The 20103-nt window shown below is 54.2% G+C and carries 23 protein-coding genes; 5 read left to right on the top strand and 18 right to left on the bottom strand.

Annotation, left to right across the window (positions count from 1 at the left end; all coding sequences use genetic code 11):
- The first annotated feature begins 64 nt into the window (after positions 1 to 64).
- The 5 genes from GURA_RS03610 (at position 65) to GURA_RS03630 (ending at position 5193) form a co-directional block, all read left to right on the top strand.
- Positions 65 to 1879 (top strand): bifunctional homocysteine S-methyltransferase/methylenetetrahydrofolate reductase, encoded by a 1815-nt coding sequence (locus GURA_RS03610; protein WP_011937642.1) that lies wholly within the window; start codon positions 65 to 67, stop codon positions 1877 to 1879.
- A gap of 19 nt (positions 1880 to 1898) precedes the next feature.
- Positions 1899 to 2312 (top strand): hypothetical protein, encoded by a 414-nt coding sequence (locus GURA_RS03615; protein WP_011937643.1) that lies wholly within the window; start codon positions 1899 to 1901, stop codon positions 2310 to 2312.
- Between the two features lie 31 nt (positions 2313 to 2343).
- Entirely contained in the window at positions 2344 to 3018 is a 675-nt protein-coding gene (locus GURA_RS03620; protein WP_011937644.1) for a nitrite/sulfite reductase domain-containing protein, read from the top strand.
- Positions 3019 to 3105: 87 nt separating this feature from the next.
- Complete coding sequence (gene ttcA, locus GURA_RS03625; RefSeq protein WP_011937645.1) at positions 3106 to 3864, top strand: tRNA 2-thiocytidine(32) synthetase TtcA; 759 nt, start codon at positions 3106 to 3108, stop codon at positions 3862 to 3864.
- A gap of 351 nt (positions 3865 to 4215) precedes the next feature.
- On the top strand, positions 4216 to 5193 hold the full coding sequence (locus GURA_RS03630; protein ID WP_011937646.1) for a 4Fe-4S binding protein: 978 nt from the start codon (positions 4216 to 4218) through the stop codon (positions 5191 to 5193).
- A 95-nt stretch (positions 5194 to 5288) separates the two neighbouring features.
- Here GURA_RS03630 and GURA_RS03635 read toward each other — a convergent pair whose 3' ends face one another.
- The 18 genes from GURA_RS03635 to GURA_RS03720 all read right to left on the bottom strand — a co-directional run bounded on the left by GURA_RS03635 (position 5289) and on the right by GURA_RS03720 (position 20087).
- Positions 5289 to 5714 (bottom strand): type II toxin-antitoxin system VapC family toxin, encoded by a 426-nt coding sequence (locus GURA_RS03635; RefSeq protein ID WP_011937647.1) that lies wholly within the window; start codon positions 5712 to 5714, stop codon positions 5289 to 5291.
- Positions 5711 to 5992, bottom strand: coding sequence for a type II toxin-antitoxin system Phd/YefM family antitoxin (locus GURA_RS03640; RefSeq protein ID WP_011937648.1), 282 nt, complete (start codon positions 5990 to 5992; stop codon positions 5711 to 5713). Before GURA_RS03640 ends, GURA_RS03635 begins: the two co-directional genes overlap by 4 nt.
- Before the next feature lie 238 nt (positions 5993 to 6230).
- Positions 6231 to 6650 carry a TraR/DksA family transcriptional regulator gene (locus tag GURA_RS03645; RefSeq protein WP_011937649.1) on the bottom strand — a complete coding sequence of 140 codons (420 nt, stop codon included), beginning with the start codon at positions 6648 to 6650 and terminating at the stop codon, positions 6231 to 6233.
- 111 nt (positions 6651 to 6761) lie between these two features.
- Positions 6762 to 8096: a 30S ribosomal protein S12 methylthiotransferase RimO gene (gene rimO, locus GURA_RS03650; RefSeq protein ID WP_041245717.1), complete on the bottom strand. Its 1335-nt coding sequence runs from the start codon at positions 8094 to 8096 to the stop codon at positions 6762 to 6764.
- Positions 8097 to 8221: 125 nt separating this feature from the next.
- The gene (locus tag GURA_RS03655; RefSeq protein WP_011937651.1) at positions 8222 to 8707 is read right to left on the bottom strand and encodes a YajQ family cyclic di-GMP-binding protein; all 486 of its coding nucleotides are present in this window, start codon (positions 8705 to 8707) and stop codon (positions 8222 to 8224) included.
- A 46-nt stretch (positions 8708 to 8753) separates the two neighbouring features.
- Positions 8754 to 9479, bottom strand: coding sequence for a LolA family protein (locus GURA_RS03660; RefSeq protein WP_011937652.1), 726 nt, complete (start codon positions 9477 to 9479; stop codon positions 8754 to 8756).
- A gap of 92 nt (positions 9480 to 9571) precedes the next feature.
- A complete protein-coding gene (locus tag GURA_RS03665) occupies positions 9572 to 10405 on the bottom strand; it encodes a LolA family protein (RefSeq protein ID WP_011937653.1) in 834 nt (277 codons plus the stop codon).
- A 110-nt stretch (positions 10406 to 10515) separates the two neighbouring features.
- Positions 10516 to 11112, bottom strand: a complete 597-nt coding sequence (locus GURA_RS03670) for a chemotaxis protein CheC (RefSeq protein ID WP_232278972.1) — start codon at positions 11110 to 11112, stop codon at positions 10516 to 10518.
- 41 nt (positions 11113 to 11153) lie between these two features.
- Entirely contained in the window at positions 11154 to 12788 is a 1635-nt protein-coding gene (locus tag GURA_RS03675; protein ID WP_011937655.1) for a chemotaxis protein CheA, read from the bottom strand.
- A 3-nt stretch (positions 12789 to 12791) separates the two neighbouring features.
- Positions 12792 to 13157, bottom strand: a complete 366-nt coding sequence (locus tag GURA_RS03680) for a response regulator (protein WP_011937656.1) — start codon at positions 13155 to 13157, stop codon at positions 12792 to 12794.
- A 47-nt stretch (positions 13158 to 13204) separates the two neighbouring features.
- A complete protein-coding gene (locus GURA_RS03685; RefSeq protein WP_011937657.1) occupies positions 13205 to 13633 on the bottom strand; it encodes a chemotaxis protein CheW in 429 nt (142 codons plus the stop codon).
- Entirely contained in the window at positions 13630 to 14910 is a 1281-nt protein-coding gene (locus GURA_RS03690) for a methyl-accepting chemotaxis protein (RefSeq protein ID WP_011937658.1), read from the bottom strand. Before GURA_RS03690 ends, GURA_RS03685 begins: the two co-directional genes overlap by 4 nt.
- Positions 14911 to 15133: 223 nt before the next feature.
- The gene (locus tag GURA_RS03695) at positions 15134 to 15997 is read right to left on the bottom strand and encodes a CheR family methyltransferase (protein ID WP_198134515.1); all 864 of its coding nucleotides are present in this window, start codon (positions 15995 to 15997) and stop codon (positions 15134 to 15136) included.
- A gap of 254 nt (positions 15998 to 16251) precedes the next feature.
- On the bottom strand, positions 16252 to 16590 hold the full coding sequence (locus GURA_RS03700) for a PilZ domain-containing protein (RefSeq protein ID WP_011937660.1): 339 nt from the start codon (positions 16588 to 16590) through the stop codon (positions 16252 to 16254).
- 143 nt (positions 16591 to 16733) lie between these two features.
- Complete coding sequence (locus tag GURA_RS03705; RefSeq protein ID WP_011937661.1) at positions 16734 to 17456, bottom strand: BON domain-containing protein; 723 nt, start codon at positions 17454 to 17456, stop codon at positions 16734 to 16736.
- A gap of 161 nt (positions 17457 to 17617) precedes the next feature.
- Positions 17618 to 18055 (bottom strand): GSU0071 family protein, encoded by a 438-nt coding sequence (locus tag GURA_RS03710; RefSeq protein WP_011937662.1) that lies wholly within the window; start codon positions 18053 to 18055, stop codon positions 17618 to 17620.
- Between the two features lie 378 nt (positions 18056 to 18433).
- On the bottom strand, positions 18434 to 18676 hold the full coding sequence (locus tag GURA_RS03715; protein ID WP_041245256.1) for a hypothetical protein: 243 nt from the start codon (positions 18674 to 18676) through the stop codon (positions 18434 to 18436).
- A 106-nt stretch (positions 18677 to 18782) separates the two neighbouring features.
- Complete coding sequence (locus GURA_RS03720) at positions 18783 to 20087, bottom strand: pyridoxal phosphate-dependent aminotransferase (RefSeq protein WP_011937664.1); 1305 nt, start codon at positions 20085 to 20087, stop codon at positions 18783 to 18785.
- Between the last annotated feature and the right edge of the window lie 16 nt (positions 20088 to 20103).

The raw sequence follows: 20103 nt of genomic DNA on the forward strand, positions 1-20103 counted from the left end.
TACAGTTTGGAAGAAAAAAACCAGCAAAACCGAAGTGGAAAAATGATGGCATGAGAGGAACAGAGTGAATTTTTCAGACAGATTGAGGCATGAAGTTCTGGTAGGGGACGGCGCCATCGGCACGATGCTCTATGCCAAAGGGGTCAGCCTCGATGCCAATTTCGAGCACCTCAACCTGGTCCGGCCGGAGCTGGTGCTGGGTCTGCATCAAGAATACGTGGCCGCCGGGGCGCAGGTGATCGAAACCAATACCTTTGGCGCCAACTATCCGAAGCTTCATGCCATAGGACTAGGCAACAAGGTTCATGACATCAACCTGAAAGGGGCGCTTCTCGCCCGCCGGGCTGCGGAAGGACGTGACGCGTTCGTGGCCGGTTCGATCGGACCTCTGGTAAAGCTCAAGGGGGAAGAAAGAGACCTCGGCGAGAGGGAGATGCTCGAAATCTTCCGCGCCCAGGTCACGGCGCTGACGGAAGGCGGGGTAGACCTGTTCATCCTTGAAACCTTTTCCGACCTGAGGCAGATTGAAATCGCCCTTCAGGTGGCCAAGGAAACCGGATTGCCGGTCGTCGCCAATATGGCTTTCGGCGAGAACAGCCGCATCGCCGGCGGTATTGAAGCCGAGGCCGTGGCGGAAAGGCTTGCCGCGGCGGGTGCCGATGTGGTCGGCGCCAACTGCGGCGCAGGGCCGCTGGAGATACTGCGCACCGTCAAGCGGATGGGGGCAGTCATTGAGCTCCCCATTGCTGCCTACCCGAACAGCGGCTTCCCGGAATACGTCGATGGCCGCTACATATATCGCGCCACCCCGGAGTATTTCGCCGGCATGGCTGCGGAAATGGTTGCCGTGGGCGCGGCCCTCGTCGGCGGTTGCTGCGGCACTACCCCTGCCCATATCATGCGGATTGCCGAGAAGGTCAGAGGCCTAAAGCCGGTGCCGCGCGCTCCCGCGCCCCCTGTGCACGCGGTGGAACGCGGCGGCGTGCGGGAGGGAACCGGGCCGGGCTTTCTCGCCGGATGGGGAAAAGAAAAGATCGTCACCGTCGAACTGGACCCGCCGAAGGGGCTTGACTGCAGCAAGGTGCTTATTGGCAGCCGGATACTGAAGGATGCCGGGGCGGACGCCATCAACCTTGCCGAAAATCCTCTGGCGCGGGTACGGATGGGGAATATCGCATTGGCCAGCCTGATTCAGAAGGAGGTCGGCATCGAGGTAATCGTCCATATCACCTGTCGGGACCGCAACCTTCTCGGCCTTCAGTCTGATTTGATGGGGGCCAGCCTGCTCGGCATCCGCTCCATTCTGGCCGTTACCGGCGATCCGGCGAGCCTTGGAGAGCAGGCGGGGGCATCATCCGTATTCGATCTCAACTCCTTTACCCTGATAAAACTCCTCAACGGCCTCAATGGAGGGGTCAATGCCCTGGGGAATCCCATCGGCAGCGGCACCCGCTTTACCATTGGCGCAGCCTTCAATCCCAACACCCAACGGATGGATGTCCAGGCCGGCCGGCTGGCAAAAAAGGTCGTAAACGGAGCCTGCTTTGCCCAGACCCAACCGATCTATGACGTGCAGCGCCTCGACGAAATGATTGAACAGACTGCGCACCTGGATATCCCCATCCTCCCCGGTATCTTGCCGCTGGTCAGCGAGAGGAACGCCGAATTTCTCCACAACGAGGTGCCGGGGATCATTATTCCCGAGGAGATCAGGATGCGGATGAGGGGGAAAGAGAAGGACGAGGGGGTACGGGAGGGGCTGGCCATTGCCCGCGAGTTTATTGCTGCCGTGCGGGAGCGGGTTGGCGGTTTCTACCTCATTCCTCCCTTCGGCAGATACGAGATTGCCGCAGAGCTGGTGAAATATATCAAGGGGTAACCCAAAAGGAAGGCCGACCATGTCTATAATTGTTCGCTTGACGCTGTTATCATCTTTGCTTGTTATTGTTGCAGCCTGTAGCATGCCGTTTCTGGTCAAGGACGAGTTTGACAAGAGCTCCAAGGAGTATGGCCGGATGCTTCGCTGGCAGGAATTCGAGAAGGCCGCCGATACTTACGTCGGCGTGTCTCTGCGCGATGAGTACCGCAAAAGGATCGTCGCGGCCAAAGACGTCAAGGTGGTTGATTACCGCATCAGGAGTGTGGAGTACGATCAGAAAGCAAAAAAAGCTGAGGTGACGATGGAGCTGGATTACTATGCCATTCCCTCGACAACGGTGAAGACAGTGGTGGATACGCAAAAATGGCTGTATAAAGACGGCGCTGGACAAACCGGCTGGCGGCTGGAGTCGCTTTTGCCGGAATTCAGGTAGCCTGCGCAACTTTAGCGACAATGGGGAACTGGTGAAAAAGGACATTCTGGAAAAGGGCGCAATTCTGCAGCGGGACAGGGAGACTTACGCCATAGCGCCGCACATCCCGGCGGGGATCACCGACACCGCCACCCTGCGAAAGATCTGTGACGTGGCCGATAAATACAGGGTGGAGGCAATCAAGATCACCTCGGCCCAGCGCATTGCGTTGATCGGCCTCAGGGAAGAGGATCTGGACGACATCTGGACCGATCTGGCCGTGACTCCCGGGGCAGCCATCGGCCTCTGCGTGAGAAGCGTGAAGATCTGCCCCGGGACCACTCACTGCAAGCGGGGGGTGCAGGATTCGGTCTCTCTCGGCCTCAAGCTGGACAGCATCTACCATGCCATGGAGCTTCCCAACAAGATGAAGATGGGGGTGTCCGGCTGCATGCTTTCCTGCGCCGAATCTGCGCTCAAGGATATCGGAGTAATGGGGACCAATAAGGGGTGGAGGATCATGGTCGGCGGCAATGCCGGCGCCCGCCCCCGTATCGGCGATCTGCTCGTGGACAACGTCCCTACCGAGGAGGCGGTACTTGAGATCGTGGCAAAGGTCATCGACTATTACAAGAACGCTTCCAATCAGAACCGCATCGGCCGGATTATCGAGGAGATGGGGATCGAGCGGTTCCGTGAAGAGGTGCTGGGGAGTCATGAGTCGTGAGTCGTAGGGGCGACCCCGTGTGGCCGCCCTGATGGGCCGGGGTCAGGTATAGTTTTGATCGAAGATTGAGGGCAGATAGGGGTTTTTGTGGCACTGATAGAAGACAGGCTGTTCACGAGGATTAAAAACAGGGTGGGGCGGGCTATCGCCGATTACAACCTGATTGAGGAAGGCGACCGGATTGCGGTGGCGGTATCGGGGGGGAAGGATTCCTATACTCTGCTGCATATCCTGGAAACATTGCGCAAGAGGGCACCGGTGCGCTATGAAATCATGGCGATCAATATCGATTCCGGTTATCCGGGTTTCAGGGCCGACATCATCGAGGAACATCTCCGCGAGCACGGTTTCGTTGCCCACATGGAAAAGACCGACCATTACGGCATTATCAAGGAAAAGCGCCGTCCCGATTCGTCTTACTGCTCCATTTGCGCTCGCCTGAAACGCGGCGTTCTCTACGGCCTGGCCCAGCGCTATAACTGTAACAAGCTGGCGCTCGGGCACCACATGGACGACTTCATCGAAACCCTGCTCCTCAACCAGTTTTTTGTCGGTTCGCTGAAGGCGATGGCGCCGAGCATGCTGGCGGACAACGGCCTGACTACCGTTATCAGGCCGCTGGTCTACGTGCCCGAGGAGGATATTATTCCCTTTTCCCGCAACAACCGCTTCCCCGTCTTATGCTGCTGCTGCCCGGTCTGCGGCTCTGCGGACCAGCAACGCAAGCGGATGAAGGAGCTTTTGAAAACGCTGGAAAAGGAGAACCCCTTTGTCAAAAAGAGTCTCTTAAAGGCTCTGGCCAACGTGCAGCCACGCTACCTTCTGGACAGGAGAGTGAAATACTGACATGACGCCGGCGGGTACGGATGCCGTGTGTCCTTTTTACCGTCTTTGCCGTCTTGCTCCGTTGCCAGTCCCTCATCTCGTCCGTCACCGTCAGATAACCGCAGTAAATGACGACTATTGCCCCGACTATGACTATCGGTTCCATGGCCTACCCCCGTTTTTCTTGATAAAGGGACTATAGCAGAGGGGTGTGACGGAATAAGTCGTAAAGGCGGTCGGCAGTCGGCAGTCGGCAGTCGGCAGTCGGTGGTCGGTGGTCGGTGGTCGGTGGTCGGTGGTCGGTGGTCGGTGGTCGGCAGTTGGTGGTTAGTGGTTAGTGGTTAGTCTCGGCGAAGCTTAAAAGGTGAGGATATGGGTAAAAGATACTTGCAGCCGCTCAGGATTCTGGTCCAGTGGGGATTTCTCTTCTTTTCCCTCTACCTGGGTATACAGTTTTATCGCTTTGTCCTTCATTTCCGCTCCGGCGGCGCAGCGCCCTTTGTCCCCCGGCCGGATGGCGTCGAGGCGTTTCTTCCGATCTCCGCATTATTGAGTCTCAAGGACTGGCTGGCCAGCGGTTCCATCAATCCGATCCATCCGGCTGCTTTAGTGATTTTCCTCACCGTTGTGGCGGTATCGTTTCTCCTCAAGCGCTCCTTCTGCTCCTGGGTCTGTCCGGTCGGCACCATCTCGGAGGTGCTCTGGAAGTCCGGCTTCAACCTGTTTCGGCGCAACTTCCGCTTACCCCGTCGGATGGACCTGGTGTTGCGCGGCATAAAATTCGTGCTGCTCTGCTTTTTCCTCTACTCCATACTCTATGCCATGGCGCCCGGGCAGGTTACCGCATTTATCTATTCCGACTACAACAAGATGGCCGACGTGCGCCTGCTTGATTTTTTCGTTCACCTGTCTGGATTCTCCCTGCTGGTCATCGGCGGCCTGGCACTCCTCTCCCTGCCGATCCGCAACCCGTTTTGCCGCTACCTCTGCCCCTATGGCGCGCTGCTTGGTCTGATATCCATGCTCTCTCCGGTCAAGGTGACCAGAGAGGGGAAGACATGCGTCTCCTGTGGCGTCTGTACCCAGGTCTGCCCATCGTACATACCGGTGATGGCCAAGGAACGGGTTTTTTCGGAGGAGTGTATCGGTTGTCTGCGCTGTATCAGCCATTGCCGGGCGGAAGGCGCCCTGGAGATGAAGCTGACCGGGCGCAAGGTGGTGGTGAACGGCCTGCTCTTTGCCGTACTGGTTGTGCTCCTGTTTTTAGGGGGAACGCAGGTGGGGAAGGCGACCGGCCACTGGCGGACGGCGATTACGAAAGACGATTATGCGCGGCTGATCGGCAGGTGAAAAAGAAGACCCCGCAGGCTAAGACGTTTGGTCATTAAGTCTTATGCGGCTTTTTCATGACATGCGCTCGGAGGACATCAAAGATTCCATTTACCTTATGCATCGCCCCACGGACTGTAAACCTTGGCCCTGCAGCGCTCGATATCCTTGACATTGCGCGTTACCACGATCAATCCGTGTGCCGTGGCCGTGGCAGCTATGAGTGAATCCATTACCGGCAGCTTTTCCCCCTTCCGTTCAGCATCCCCCTGAAGCGTTCCCCAGGCCAGAGCCGTTTCCAGGTCGAGATCAAGGATACGTCCGGCGAAACGCTCCGCAAGATCATGCTCGACCCACGCCTGAAGCTCATCTTTCCTGGTGCTGCCGGAAAGCTTGCTGATTCCCTTTTGCAGTTCTCCAAGGGTCAGGACACTCAGGAAAAGACCCTGCTCATCCTGTTCGTCCAGCCAGTTTACCACAGCGGCATTCGGTTCCTTTTTCACCAGCTCGGAGATCAGGCAGGTGTCGAGAAGAAATTTCACAGTTCCACCTCACGGGAGAAATCGGCACTGCGGCTGAGATCGAGCTCTGTATCATGAAGCGGTGATTGTCTGAAGAACTGCGATAACGTGGACCGCGGTTGAGTCAGCTTTTTGAATTCCTCAAAAGAGACTAAGACCGCCGCCGGTTTGCCCCGCAAGGTGATGGTTTGCGGACCATCATGAAGAGCCGAGTCCACTACCTGGCTCAATCGGTTCTTGGCTTCCTGAAGCTGCCATTCACGTTCGTGGGGCAATCGGTCTTTTTTATTGGCTTTCATAACACCTCCGTAATCTAGACGGTCTAGCCAGATAAGAATACCACGCTTTTGTAGTACAGGGAACAACTTTATCCTGGTCCTATGGCGAGGTGTATTTCATTGTCTTTTCATTGGGGGTACGAGGCTGACTAAACGGGTTCATTCATGGCAAAGTTCTTCAGAAATATCCATTGCAAATAAAAAAAGGGGCGCTGCATTTAAGCACCGCCCCTTTTTCATGAATGATATCAACCCGCTGCTAACCCTCTTCGTCCTCGCCCAGGGCAATTTCCCGGTAGGCGCGGTCCTCTTCGAAGCGCTTGGTCTGGGCCTGCAACTTCTCGATGTCCGCCTTGCACTTGACGCAGTAACGGGCAAAGGGCACGATCTTCAACCTGCCGAGAGGAATTTCTTCCTCGCACTCTTCGCAGATGCCGTATTCCCCTTCTTCGATCTTCAGCAATGCTTCGTCGATGTTCCGCAGTTTTTCCCGCTCACGGTCGTCGAGCAGCAGGCCCAGTTCACGGTCCCGCTCGCTGGACGCCTGATCGTAGATGTCACCACTCGGCTCGTTGGTGGGGATATCGGAACCCGACTTCAGCGACTTGCTAATTTCGTTGATGGTCTCTTCCTTCATTTTGAGCAGAAGAGCTTTTATTTCATCCAGTTTTTCTACCATTAAATCCGCTCCGTTTCTTGGAATCTACTGCCTGAAAGGCGACGCAATAATACAGCAAATCCGCCTTTTGTCAAGGGAAAAGCCGTCCTTTGCACAAGCCCCGGCAAAGGCTCAGGGCACGATTTCACCGATCAGATCATAGTCGGAAGAATCGGTAATTCGCAGCTTGACGATATCGCCGATCTGCGCGTTGCCCGAGGTGACATAGACCTGACCGTCTATGTCGGGGGCTTGTTTGGAGGAGCGTCCTTTCAGCAGTAATTCGGTTTCTTCACTGTATCCTTCAATCAACACCAGTTCCTCGGTGTCGACCAGACTGCGATTGTGTTTGAATGAAACCCGCGCCTGGGTGCGCATAAGTTTTTTATACCGCTCCCGTTTGACCCGCTCGGAAACCTGGTCCGGCATCTCAGCTGAAGGGGTCCCCTCCTCGCGGGAATAGCAGAATACTCCCAGCCGATCGAAGCGGGTTTCCTCGACGAAATGGAGGAGTTTTTTGAAATCTTCGTCCGTCTCCCCCGGGAAACCGACGATCAAGGACGTCCGCAAGGCAATTCCCGGTATTTCGCCGCGCAGTTTTGCGATGAGCGACCTGATTTCCGCTTCGCTGCTCCTCCGGTTCATCCTTTTGAGAACCGGGTCACTGACATGCTGGAGCGGGATATCCAGGTATTTGCAGACCTTGTCTTCGTCCCTGATCAGCTGAATGAGGCTGTCGCTGATGCCGTCGGGATAGGCGTAAAGGAGTCTGATCCATTGCAGCCCGTCCAATGCGGCCAGTTCTTTTATCAGCCCTTCCAGTGATGCGCCGCCGGCCAGATCCTTGCCGTATCCGGTAATGTCCTGGGCGATGAGGTTGATTTCCTTCACCCCCCGTGCGACCAGTTCCCTGGCCTCCTTGAGCAGCTTGTCCAGTGGACGGGAACGGAACGCGCCGCGCAGGGAGGGAATTACGCAGTACGAGCAGCAGTTGGAGCAACCTTCGGCGATTTTCAGGTAGGCGGTGTAATAGGGTGACGACTGCAGCCTGGGGAGATCCTCATCGTAAAGAAAGTTCGGGTCGCCGGTGTAGCGGAGCTGTTCGGACATCCCCTCCTTTTCGGCGATGATTTCAGCGATGCGCGGGTAGTCGCCGGTACCGACGAAGATATCCACTTCGGGCAGTTCCTTGACGAGTTCTTCCTGGTAGCGCTGCGGCAGACAACCGGTGACGATCAGCAGCCGGCAGCGGGCGTCGTGCTTGCGATCCGCCAGGTCGAGGATGGTGTCGATGCTCTCCTGTTTTGCTTCCTTGATGAATGAACAGGTGTTGACGATGATGATATCGGCTTCCCGTTCGTCGGTGGTGACTTCATATTTTTCCTTGGCCAGATAGCCGAGCATGACCTCGGCGTCAACCAGGTTCTTCGGACAGCCGAGGCTGACCAGGCTTACTTTTTCCTTGATGCTTGTGCTCAAAATTACTCCTTTTATAGTCGGTCGGCAGTCGGCAGTCGGCAGTCGGTGGATGGTAAAACCACCGACCGCCGACCATTAACCGCCGACCGCTTTTCTAACCGCCGACCGCTTTTCTATTGCCTGAAATTGACGAACTGCAGTTCGACGCCCAGGTCCTTCCCTTTCAGCAGCTGGATGACTTCCTGAAGGTCATCGATGTTTTTGCCGGTTACCCGCAGTTGATCTTCCTGTATCTGGCTCTGGACCTTGAGTTTGGTTTCCTTTATGACGTTGTTGATCTCTTTCCCCTTTTCCTTGGAGATTCCCTGCTGGATGGTGATGATCTGCCGCACCATCCCGCCGGAGGCGTTTTCCACCTTACCGTATTGGAGAGCCTTTACGGATATGCCCCGTTTGATGAACTTCGATTGCAGGATGTCGATGATCGCCTTGAGCCGGAAATCGTCCTCGGAGAGAAGCTTGACGGTATCTTTTTCCTGGGTTATTTCGCTTTTCGAACCTTTAAAGTCGTAACGCTGGGCTATCTCCTTGATGGTCTGGTTGACGGCGTTGTCCACTTCCTGCATGTCCACCTTGGAGACGATGTCGAATGACGGCATATATCCTCCTCATAATTTATAATAGTAGAAGCAACATAAAACCTGGTTACTTCTGTTCCTGATTTATTACTTCCACTCCGCTGGGTATTTTGAAGCTGAACCTGTCGTTTTTCATCCCCCGGTTGACCCGCACCTTGCTGAACTCTATGGCAGTCCGGTTACCGAATGCATCAAAAACAACAGAGGAGGCGATGGGGAAGGGATTCACCGCATGTCCTTCCTTGATGAAGCTTTCAACGGCTTGTGATTCAATGGTCAGCTGGAGTTTTGCCATCGCCTGGCTCGGTTTTTTCGGAACCAGCTCAAGAACGTAATTCCCCTTTTTGTCGCGACCATCGGCAGCGAATTTTATGGCAAAATCCCTGGTGACATGACCCATGCCGGTCAGGTAGTCGAGCGCCACGGTGCTGCCGCCTTGAAACAGCGCGGTCACGTCGGATACCATCACTTGCTTGTTTTCGGGAAGGTAGTACCAGACTTTCTTGCCGTTGGAAATGATCTGCTGTTTGGGCCGGGTGTAGTTGAAGCGGAACATGGCGGTTGCGCCAGCCGGTTTTTTCATGAAGAGTTCGCCGGCACCACGCTCTTGCCGTTTCATGGAGGCAATGTCCGTGCGCTGGGAAAATTCAGCCTGCACGTCTGCCAGGTTGTTGTATCCCTGTTCCAGGGTTTTGACTACATCCGCCAGCTCGGCGCCGAAACACTCCTTCGGCGAAGCGGACAGGGAGAGAATAAGGCATGCGACTAGCGATATAAGCAGTAACGGTTTCATTGGGCTTCCTGTTTAACGTGGTAATAATTGCAAAGGCGACATGCAGTATGTCGCCTTTAGCTTCTTCGTTCAGAATTACACGGGACCGGCCGTCACTGATGCGTGGGAGGCCTGACCACTTCGACCGCTGCCGGAACGGTGAATTCAAAAAGCTGGTCAGAAATCCTCGTGTCGGTCTTGACGTTGCTGAATTCCATGATGGTGGTGTTCCCTTGATGGTCGATGACCGTGGTTGAGAGAACGGGGAAGGCGGTCTGGTCCCTTTGAACGCTTCCCAAGGGCAAGCTGTTCAAAATCTGTCTGAATTCGTCTTCGGTCAATTGGCGGCCCAGCTGCATCCGCTTTTGCGTATAGAGGTAGACTGCGTCGCGCTGGACGACGATGAAGAGCTTCTCGATGGTTGCTGTTGCCCGCCGCGGGTTCAGCTCCAGGATGTAATTACCTTCAATGTCCCGGCCTTGGGGGGAAAAGGTGGTCAGAAAGTCTCTGGATATGCGTCCCAGCCCCTGGAGGAAATTGGAGGCCCGGTTGCGGTCCGGGTTAAAACCCAACGGGTTGAAGACAAAGCTGACATCGCTCTGGATGACCGTGCGGTTTTCCGAGAGGTACATCCACATGGTTATGCCGTTGCTGACGATTTCGTGGGTGGTGGGACGGAAATAGTCGAAACGGAACTTGAGGGGCTCGCTGTCACCGGCCGTTTTCAGGAACATCTGCCCTTCAGCGCGCATTTCCCGCTTTTTCTCCGCCATGGTCGACCGCTGGAAAAAGTCGGTCGTTACGTCGGAGAGGACCCTGTAGGATTTTTCAACGGTATCGACCACGTCCTGAAGCCCGACATTGACCTGAGCAGTGACGGCGGCTTCAGCGCTGATCGCCATCTGCAGCAACAGCAAGAGGCTGATGAAGGCTCGCATGGTTCTCATATTCCCTCCCCGATGCAGTAGGAAAATGTTCTTTCCATTGAAATGTCAATATTGCCATAACTCTTGCAGCTGCGCAACCATCTTTTAAGAGGCTTTCCATGAGCCTGATTTCAGGCATCGATGGCATTCAGAATAACATCGAGGGAAGGTGTTGCGGGCAGCAGGAAAAAATGACCGGAGGTCCGTTCATTGCCGATGGTAAATTCTGTTTCGATCATGAACGCCGCGTCACCGGCTTCACCCAGCGCAATGAGCACATCATCGACGATTGCTCCGGCCATGTCGAAGGAAAAGAGTGGAATCGAGGGGATGAGGGGCATTTTCAGCATGTTTCCCAGGGCGTTCAGGTATGCCGATGCCAGAATGTTGCCCACTTCCTTCAGCGTGGAAATTTCTAGTTCAGTCAGTGTCGTTCCTGTGGGTTGGTGGGGAGATAGAAGTTTCTCCAGAATTGACAAGGCATTATCTTTTGGAAAAACCATCAGGATATTGCCCCTGGCATTTCCCAGAATCTGAAGATAAATCCCGGCTACCATTAGTTCAGCTCCGCCGCATACTTTGGGGAGACTTGTTATATCCATGGCTATGACTTTGGGGACATTGAGGTATACGGTCTTTCCCATAAGCTGTGAAAGGGCGGTAGCGGCGTGACCCATGCCGATATTGCTCACCTCGCGCAGGGCATCAAGCTGCACTTCTGTTAACATGGTATTTCCCATATGGATATCCCTTGTGTCCTTGTCGGAATTTACATCAGGTTGGCAACGTCCAGGATGAAGACCACTTCTCCATTGCCGAGGATCGCCCCTCCTGTCAATCCTTTTAACTTAACCAGAGGTCTGCCGAGTGGTTTTACGAAAAACTCCTGTTGGCCGATAAAACGGTCGACCACCAGTCCCACTTTGCGTCCCTTCACTTCGCTGACGAAAACGGGGATTGCCTCGCCGGTCAGATGGGAAAGCGGCAAACCGAAAATGCGGTTGAGGCTTACGAGCGGTATTGCCTCTTCCCCCATGTAAAAAACCTTGTGTTTCCCCTCGGTGGTTATCAGCCCGCGCTTGAGTTCCAGGGTGCGGATGATGTTGACTACCGGAACGGCGACCTTGAGGTGTGCGCAATTGACCACAAGGGCCTGGATAATCGAGATGGTCAACGGCAGTTTAAGGGTTATTCTGCTCCCCTGCCCCAGGGTTGAATCTATCAGGATGTTGCCTCCGAGGGCTTTAATGGCCGACTTGACGGCATCCATGCCGACGCCGCGCCCCGAAATCTCGGTCACCTCTTTAGCGGTGGAAAATCCCGGAACGCAGGTAAGCATCAAGGCTTCCCTGTGGGACAGAAGCCATCCCTCTTCCTGCTTGATAACCCCTTTTTCGATTGCGGAGGCGATCAGTTTTGCCGGGTCCATGCCCCTTCCGTCGTCTTCGACGGTAATGACCACCTGCTCCTTTTCCCTTCGCGCTGCCAGTCTGATTTTGCCCCGGCTGGACTTGCCGGCGGCTAGTCGTTCCTCCGTGGTTTCCACCCCATGGTCGACGGCATTTCGCAGGATGTGGATCAGTGGGTCGGAAAGCTCTTCCAGGATTCCCCGGTCAAGTTCAATCTCCCTGCCTTCCACTTCAAAGACGATCTCTTTGCCGCTCTTTTTGGCCAGATCCCGTATCAGGCGGGGAAAACGGTCGGTAATTGCTGCAAAGGGGATCAGGCGGACCTTCATCACTTCGTCATGGAGGCCGCGCAAAAGCTTCGATAGTTCCACACACGCCTCATCGAGGCTCCCCGAACCCAGCTGGCTGTTGATGGTCATGATCCGGTATTTGTTGGTTATCAACTCGCCGGTCAGATTTATCAGCTGATCGAGGACATCGGTTTTTACCCTTACCGTTTGCGAGGCGTCACTGCCGGCTTGGCGTCCTTCATCTTTTCCTGAGGCGTTCAATGGAACCGGTTGCACCGGTGGCGGCTGTTCCGTTTTATGGGTCTTGATTGATGGTATTTCTGTGCTTGGCGGAGGGTAGTTGATGAGCCTCTGGACCAGACCACGAATGTCGCGGCTTGCCGGGGCGTCTTGTTCCACGTCTGCTATCATTGCCTCAAGCAGGTCGGTCCCTTCCAGCAGCAAGTCGGCTGCGCCCCCATCGAAAGGCAAGGCCCCCTTGCGGACCCGGTCCATGAGATCTTCAAGCTTATGGGCCAGTTCAGCTATGTCAGCGTACTCCATGGATGCGGCCATCCCTTTGATGGAATGGGCAATGCGAAACAGGGAATCTATTGTTTCCCGGTCACCGGCATCCTTTTCCAGGGCAACTATCAGTTCATTTATCGAATTGAGATGCTCTCTGGATTCGGAGATGAACAGCTCCCTGTATTGGGACATGTCCATGTATCAGACTCCTGCAATCCTCTTGATTACTTCCTTCACCCGCTCGGGATTGAACGGCTTGAGAATAAAATCTTTCGCGCCTGCTGCATGGGCTGTCTGGGTCAGCGCTTCCTGGCCGATGGCACTGCACATCACTACTTTAGCCCCACCGTCAAGAGCCATGATTTCCGTAAGGGCCTCGATGCCGTTTTTGGTTGGCATGATTATATCCATGGTGGTAATGTCAGGGCGGCATTCCTGGTATTTTGCGACTGCTTCGATGCCATCGGCCGCTTCTGCAATAACCTGATAGCCATCTTCTTCAAGAATGCCCCGCAGCATTTTTCTCATGAAAAGCGAGTCGTCCACAATCATCAGCTTAATGTCCATAGTGTACCTCCATCGGCTCGGCTTTCACCAGCTTCCCACGCTTGAAATCAGTCGTTAATAGTTGCTTCCAGCTTTTGTATAAGATTGTCCAGCGCCAGCAGCCTGATTTTGTCAGTGCCGTTGTGAAGCAGCTCTGCGGTCATCTCATCATCGACGGCAGATTCTCTCCGCAATGATTCTGCCGAAACAATGGAGATCACGCTGTCAACCCAGAGGGCGAGGTTCGCAAGACGGCTGTCCAGAACCAGGACTTTTCCTTCGGGGGTAAGGTTCCCCATATTTTGAAAATTTGCCAGATCGAGGACGGAGGTCAGGTTGCCGTGAAAGTTCATGATGCCAACGAAATGACCCGGTGCGCAAGGGATTGGAAAGGTCGGCGGCGGTTCAACGACTTCTGCCACGTCCTGCAGATCCAGGGCATATTGTGCCCCCCGCAGGGCAAAAATAAGATATCGCGCCGTACCGTTGTTCTTCATAGAGCCAGCTGGGCGCCGCCGGGAACCTTGAATTGTTCGACGATCGTCAGTAGTTCTTCAGCGAGCTTTGTCAGTTCTGCGGTGGCATGGACCATCTCCTGCATGGCGGCCGACTGCTCTTCCGTTGCCGCTGAAACCTCTTCGGTGGAAGCTGCATTATCTTCCGCCACCTTGGCGATTTCATCGATCATCGACACCATCTTTTCGGCACCGGCGGTTTGCATCTGGGAGAGGTCGGCGATACTGTTCGTCTTGCGCTCGGTTTCGATGACCGTGTTGAGAATCTCGCGGAATGACTCTGCCGTGGTATCGATGTTTTTCTTGCCCGCGCTGATGTTCCGGGAACTATCGGCGATGGTTTCGTGGACCCTGCGGCTTTCTTCCTTGACCATTGCGATCAGCTCGATGATGTCTGCTGCCGATTTTCCTGCTCCGTCTGCAAGCTTTCTTACTTCTTCGGCTACAACGGCAAAGCCCTTGCCGTATTCGCCGGCCCGTGCCGCTTCAATTGATGCGTTGAGGGCAAGCAGATTTGTCTGTCTGGCGATTTCACCTATAAAATCGGCGATCTTTCCCACTTGCTGTAACTTGGTGTTCAAATCCATAAACTGCATGCCGATCAGTTCCACACTGTCGAAGAAAGATTTCATCCGTGTCAGCGAATCCTTGGCCAGGTCACCACCCCTTTGGGCCGTAAGACTGGTTTCGCGGGCGGCCTTTGACGCTTCCCTGGCTCTCCGGGCTATTAAATCTACGGAAATGGCCATTTCGTGGATGACCTTGGAACTTTTTGTCACCATTTCCGCCTGGGTTTCAGCTCCCCGGGATATCTGCTCCACGGCCTGCGCCACCTCTTCGGAAGACGCATTGATTTCCAGTGCGGAAGAAGAGATGGTGCGGGATGATTCGGATACGTTCTCGGAAGTTCCCCGGATATGTTTAACGAGTTCGCGCAGGTTCCCAACCATCCGGTTGATGGAAACGGCCATTTCGTGGGTTTCATCGAGGAAGACCGAATTTCGGGTGACGATGTCTTTGGTCAGGTCTCCCTGGCTTATGTCTTCGGTCGCTGCGGTCAAGAGGGAGATGTTCTTCGTAAAGCTCTTGGAAAAAATCCAGCCGAGGATGAGGCCGATGGTCATGGCAACCGCATAGGAAAGGATATTGGTGATTTCCGGCGAGTAACCGAGGTGCTTGACACCGTCGGGAACAAAAGCGACCGATGCTACAACTACGATAAATCCCAAAATGAACTTATACCCTATGGGGATATGCATGACACCCTCCTATTTGACAGCTTCGTCAAAAATCCATTACGGCGTTGCTTTGTCGCGCCGGTGTTCGCATACACATAGTGCATGCTCCGCTGCTAGCCCTTAACACCATGCTCATGGAGTTTCTCTGCGCCGTTCTTATTGAACCCTCGTCTGCGGATTTTGTCGCTTCATTATTAGCACATGTCGTGCCATATGTGTTGTCGATGGCGGTCGTTTTTAAAAACTACAGGACTTGGTAAATGCGTTCTACCGGGCAGATTGTTTTAAAACGCCTGCGGGAGTTTCCGACAAGGGTTTCCGATTTGCCCAGTACCAGTATGCCTCCACTGGGCAGGACATTGGCAAAACCTTCAAGAATTTTTTCCTGTTGTGATCGCTCAAAATAGATGAGGACATTACGGCACAGGATGAGATCGCTCATTACATAGGTGCTGACATCGTAGAGATCGCCCTGCCTGAAAGTAACCAGCTTTTTAATTTCCGGCAGCAGATGGTACTTTGACTCTATCCGGTCAAAATAGCGTGTTTTTATCGACTCGGACATCTCCGACAATCGATCTTCGTTGTATGCCGCCGTCCTTGCCACTTCCAAGGTCCCTGCGTCAACATCGGTCGCCAGGATCGAGACATTGACCACTTTCATCTCGGCACCGAAGGTATCATTCAGTATCAGTGCAAGGGTGTACGGCTCTTCCCCGCCGGCGCAGCCGACGCTCCAAAGCCTGAGGTCGCGACGTCCCTCATTGTTGCACCGGGTAAAGAGTTCGGGGAATATATCATTTTTCAGCTTTTCAAAGGTGGGCGGATTCCTGAAAAAATGACTGACATGAATCGTCAGCACCTTAAGCAGAAGTTCCAGTTCCGACTCGTTATTCAGAAGAAGCTCGCAGTAGGCTTCGGCAGTATTGCTGTGGGTTGCTCTTATCCTGATGCTGATTCGTCGTTTTATGCACTTGTCTTTGTAACAGTCAAGGTTAAACCCCTTCAGGTTTTTCAGTATTTTACCGATCGTTTCGAAGGCTTCGGAAGAGATGTCGGGAGAACTTCTTTCCGGCAGGCCGATTATCTTTATGGTGGGTTTGCTCATCTCAGAAGGCATTAGCTGGCGGTGGATAAGAATCGGTTGTCCAACTGCATTGCGCACTGTCGGTTGTATGAATGAGGGTCGCCGGGATCAGGGTGGGCATGAAGCAAACCTTTGCATTGGAAGCGATTGGATAACGCTCGAAACTACGACGTTCATAGCAAGTTGTGTCACAAAAGTCAATCTGCTGTAACGGGGGGCTTTGATTGTTACGGGCTGTTGTATTGCCGAATGAGACCATGGCCGGTGGCCTGATGTCATCGTGCATGGAGTTCTTCGCAAAGCATATTGTAGCTGTCTTCTCCCGCGACAAACCGGGTTATCCTGACACCCATGCCACTTTTTTTGACGAGCCGCACCATGTTTGCCGGCACCTTTTTGGCCCACATCACGCGGGCTTCCAGTGTGACGATGTTCTCTTCGCTTAGCGCAAGATCAATTTTGATCTTGCTTCCAGGCGGAGCGACGTTTGCTGTTTTGATGAACATCCCCTGATGGGAGATATCTTCCGTAAAGGCAAAACGGTCGGATTCCTGAAGACCGAATTTTAAGGTCAGTCTTTTACGATGTCTTCTGATGTTCCGTTTGTCCGCCATGTTTGGCCTGCCCTTCCCGGTAAAAACTGCCGTAGATTACCATATATTTCGCATAAGTAAAAAGAAAACTGTGCCGGCAGCTGTTGCGAGAAGATAGTTCCGCGGCAGTTCAGGGGAGGGCGACGTTTAAGATGGCGGCGACGTTACTCCTTGGTTTGCAGCAGGTTTTTCACCCTGTCCACCCGGAATACATACCAGGTATCCGCTTCCGCCATTCGACGCTCGGATTCGGTAGAAACCAGCCCCTCAAGGGTTACCACATAATTGCGGCAGGTAACGCGGATCTGGGTGGCGTTGACAAAGGGGTCCTTTTCCAGCATCAGCCTGATCGCATCAACGACTTCATCGTCGTTGTCCTCTTCAGGCGGCGCTACTTCCAGTCCGTTTACAACATCACTGCTTCCCGGCACCCACCATGCCAGCACCCCTGTAATCCGTTTCTGTGAGAGGCTGCCGACCTGGCCGTTCAATGTCACCACCCCGTTGATCACCTCCACTTCAATGGCGCCAAACGGGGTGACCGGTTCCCTGACGGTTTCCATGCTTCCTTTTATCAGAGCCCTGATGGCATAGGCTTCCAGAAGCTGTTCCGAAAGGAGGGCGTTACAGACGTGATCGCGGATTTCGCCGTCCTCCATCTGCTCGGCGGGCTGAACGTGGAGCCGATCAACGATTGCCGAAACGCCGGGAACGGCGCCTGCAATTTCCAGGGCAATCTTTTTTGCAGCGATATCTCCCGTCTCCCCAGTCAGTGTCGCTACCCCGTCAAGGTAGTCGATTTGAATCGGGTAGGCGTGGAGGTTGACAAGAGTCTCTTGTTCAAGTGATGCCGCGATTCTCCGGATGATTTCGTCTGCACTCTTCATACCCGTCTCCTCTGGCTGTTGCCGCCGTCAAGTGAGCTGTACCTTGCTATATTTTACTCAAATAACGGAGTTTAACCAGGGACGGCGTAACAAAAAAGGGCGGCCAAAGCCGCCCTGCCATATATTAAATATAAACGATAAAAACGCCCTGATAATACGCTTTACACCATCTCTTCCAGCTCATGCTCCGCGATCTGGACGATTTCCAGGTAAATAGCGATCATGACGCCGACCTCGCACCATTTTTTGGCGATGGAGCGGAGCAGTGACCAGCCGTTCACCACCGTGCCGGAAAAGAGCAGGATGCCGATCATCCTGTCTTCTTCACAGGTCATCAGGAACACGGAATAGACGGCAATGGTCAGCATCGAAGCGAGCCAGGCCAGCTCCGGCCCCTTGAACGGGTTCGACATGACCTTGAGGTAGTCGATATAATAACGGCTGAGCCCCCCGACTTTCTGCAGAAATTCGCCCACTTCATCTTTTCCCTGCTTCAGATAGGCGTAGGAAAGAAACCGTTCCTTTGCCCGTTCTTTTCCCCCGGTCATCCGTTCATGGACATATTTGTCGATCGCTTCATCAATTACCTGAGTATTCATGGCCGCCACCTCTTGGTTCCTGAGCTGAGTATCCCAACCCTCCGGTTCTTAAGAACACATCCCTTTGCAGGATTTTAAATACATAAATCGTGCCGGTATTATGAGGGGTGAAAGTGAAGGCTGTGTAAAGGTAATTATACCCGATTTCGCGGGATTTTCTCCGGCAAATTTGTGTGACCATGCCTGTGAATTTTCGGAAAAATACGAGATGTTTTTTTGCATCGCTGCGAGATTGATTGGTTCATTTTTGCACATGTGCAAAAATGATGGTGCATTTTGCACCAGGATGTGACGATTTGAACGGTTGACGAGGGGGAGGCAAAAGTGTCCTTGACGGGGCTGAAGAGGGGAACAGGCACAGCCTGTTCCCCGTGCGGACTAATGCTTCTTATGCTTGCCGCGCTTGCGTCCTTCTTTTTCGTGTTCCTTGTCTCTCTTTTTGGACTTGTAATGACCGAGGTGTTTCCCCTGGTCTCCTTTGGATACGACCTGTACAGTCGGGGCAGGGGGAAGATTACCCCCTTTGATGTTGATGTTGAGATCCACACCGGTAGCTGCAAGAGCCGCTGTGGATGCTGCAAAGAAACCGGCTAAAATTACCATCATCAAGAGTTTTCGCATACGTTCACCTTTTCTGAGAGTTGTCCCCGTGGTAAAAATGCGCACCAGGCGGGAATCCTGGAACGCAGCCGGCAAGCTTCGGCATCGTTTCTCTTCAGCGTCCTTTTTATGAGCGCAGATATTCACCGATCTTTTCTGCCAGGGTGCTGTAGATCCGCTTGCATTCATCTTCTTCCTTTTCCAGGAGCGTTACTCTGAATCCCTGCAGTCCGGTGTTGAAGGAAGAGAGCGGAACAATGCAGATGCCGGTATGGGCGAGCATGTAGTAGACAAAACGCTTGTCCGGCGAGACGCCGGGGGCGTTGACGAGTCCCTCGACCAGTTCCCTGACCTCCGGATTGGCGATGGGGAGGCTCTGGCGGTTGTTGAGCAGTCCCTCTTCAAAGGCGACCGCCATATAAAAGGCGCCATTGGTGCGGTTGACGATCAGCCCCGGCACATCCTTGAGGAAGTCGTAGGTGATGTTGCTCATCCGCTCGTAACGGGCGATGCGCTCCGAGAGATAGTTGCCGTATTCCGGGTGGGACATGATGGCCGGAATGGTCTTCTGCGGCAGGGTGGTGGAGCAGACCTCGTTCATCTTGGTACTGAGGATGGAATTGATGTATTTCTTGAAGCGCTCGTCTCTGCCGTAGTTGTAGACCTCGATCCAGCCGCAACGGGAGCCGGGCCAGGGGAGTTCCTTGGAGATCCCCTTCATGGCAATGGCCGGTACATCGCCGATCACGTCGGAGATGGGGACGGTCTTTTCCTTGTTGTAGACGATGTTGTTGTAGACCTCGTCGGCGATGATGAACAGGTCGTATTCCTTGGCGATGGCGACGATCTCCCGCAGGGTCTCGACCGGGTAGACCATGCCGGTCGGGTTGTCCGGGTTGATCAACATGATGCCGGAGATCTGCGGGTTATACCGGGCGTGGTTGCGCAGGTCCTCCAGGTCGGGATACCAGTTGTCTTCCGGCTTCAGCCGGTAGCAGACCGGTGCGGCAAGGGCATGGGCCGCTTCTCCGAGGGTGTGGGTGGTGTAGGTCGGTGAAGGCATCAGGACGCGGGTTTCGTGACGGAGGTTGCCGTATACCTTGGCGATGGCGTCGCCGAGGCCGTTGAAGAAGATGATGTCGTCCGGGGTGATCTGGGCGCCGCCGCGCTTGTTGGTCATCTCGCAGATGAACTCGCGGGTCTCCAGCACGCCGCGGGTATGGCAGTAGCCGTAGGTGTCGTCGTTCATCGCTTCCCTGGCTACGATCTCCTTCATCCAGAGGGGGATGATTTCTCCCTTGACGATCGGGTCGCCGATGTTTTCCCAGTTGATCTTCACCCCGTGTTTTTGCAGCTTTTCCGCCACATTGACGATGTTGCGGATTTCGTAGGTCAGCTCGCCGGCTCCGGGGGTAACAATTTCGTTTCGCATCTCTTACCTCGCTCTA

The organism is Geotalea uraniireducens Rf4, from assembly GCF_000016745.1.
In the GTDB taxonomy this organism is placed as follows: Bacteria; Desulfobacterota; Desulfuromonadia; order Geobacterales; family Geobacteraceae; genus Geotalea; species Geotalea uraniireducens.

Bases quoted from the DNA above. Each gene is read 5' to 3' on its own strand.
- GURA_RS03615 (WP_011937643.1), top strand. From the start codon at position 1,899: ATGTCTATAATTGTTCGCTTGACGCTGTTATCATCTTTGCTTGTTATT.
- GURA_RS03630 (WP_011937646.1), top strand. From the start codon at position 4,216: ATGGGTAAAAGATACTTGCAGCCGCTCAGGATTCTGGTCCAGTGGGGA.
- GURA_RS03640 (WP_011937648.1), bottom strand. From the start codon at position 5,992: ATGAAAGCCAATAAAAAAGACCGATTGCCCCACGAACGTGAATGGCAG.
- GURA_RS03645 (WP_011937649.1), bottom strand. From the start codon at position 6,650: ATGGTAGAAAAACTGGATGAAATAAAAGCTCTTCTGCTCAAAATGAAG.
- GURA_RS03655 (WP_011937651.1), bottom strand. From the start codon at position 8,707: ATGCCGTCATTCGACATCGTCTCCAAGGTGGACATGCAGGAAGTGGAC.
- GURA_RS03660 (WP_011937652.1), bottom strand. From the start codon at position 9,479: ATGAAACCGTTACTGCTTATATCGCTAGTCGCATGCCTTATTCTCTCC.
- GURA_RS03665 (WP_011937653.1), bottom strand. From the start codon at position 10,405: ATGAGAACCATGCGAGCCTTCATCAGCCTCTTGCTGTTGCTGCAGATG.
- GURA_RS03670 (WP_232278972.1), bottom strand. From the start codon at position 11,112: ATGTTAACAGAAGTGCAGCTTGATGCCCTGCGCGAGGTGAGCAATATC.
- GURA_RS03675 (WP_011937655.1), bottom strand. From the start codon at position 12,788: ATGGACATGTCCCAATACAGGGAGCTGTTCATCTCCGAATCCAGAGAG.
- GURA_RS03680 (WP_011937656.1), bottom strand. From the start codon at position 13,157: ATGGACATTAAGCTGATGATTGTGGACGACTCGCTTTTCATGAGAAAA.
- GURA_RS03685 (WP_011937657.1), bottom strand. From the start codon at position 13,633: ATGAAGAACAACGGTACGGCGCGATATCTTATTTTTGCCCTGCGGGGG.
- GURA_RS03690 (WP_011937658.1), bottom strand. From the start codon at position 14,910: ATGCATATCCCCATAGGGTATAAGTTCATTTTGGGATTTATCGTAGTT.
- GURA_RS03695 (WP_198134515.1), bottom strand. From the start codon at position 15,997: ATGAGCAAACCCACCATAAAGATAATCGGCCTGCCGGAAAGAAGTTCT.
- GURA_RS03700 (WP_011937660.1), bottom strand. From the start codon at position 16,590: ATGGCGGACAAACGGAACATCAGAAGACATCGTAAAAGACTGACCTTA.
- GURA_RS03705 (WP_011937661.1), bottom strand. From the start codon at position 17,456: ATGAAGAGTGCAGACGAAATCATCCGGAGAATCGCGGCATCACTTGAA.
- GURA_RS03710 (WP_011937662.1), bottom strand. From the start codon at position 18,055: ATGAATACTCAGGTAATTGATGAAGCGATCGACAAATATGTCCATGAA.
- GURA_RS03715 (WP_041245256.1), bottom strand. From the start codon at position 18,676: ATGCGAAAACTCTTGATGATGGTAATTTTAGCCGGTTTCTTTGCAGCA.
- GURA_RS03720 (WP_011937664.1), bottom strand. From the start codon at position 20,087: ATGCGAAACGAAATTGTTACCCCCGGAGCCGGCGAGCTGACCTACGAA.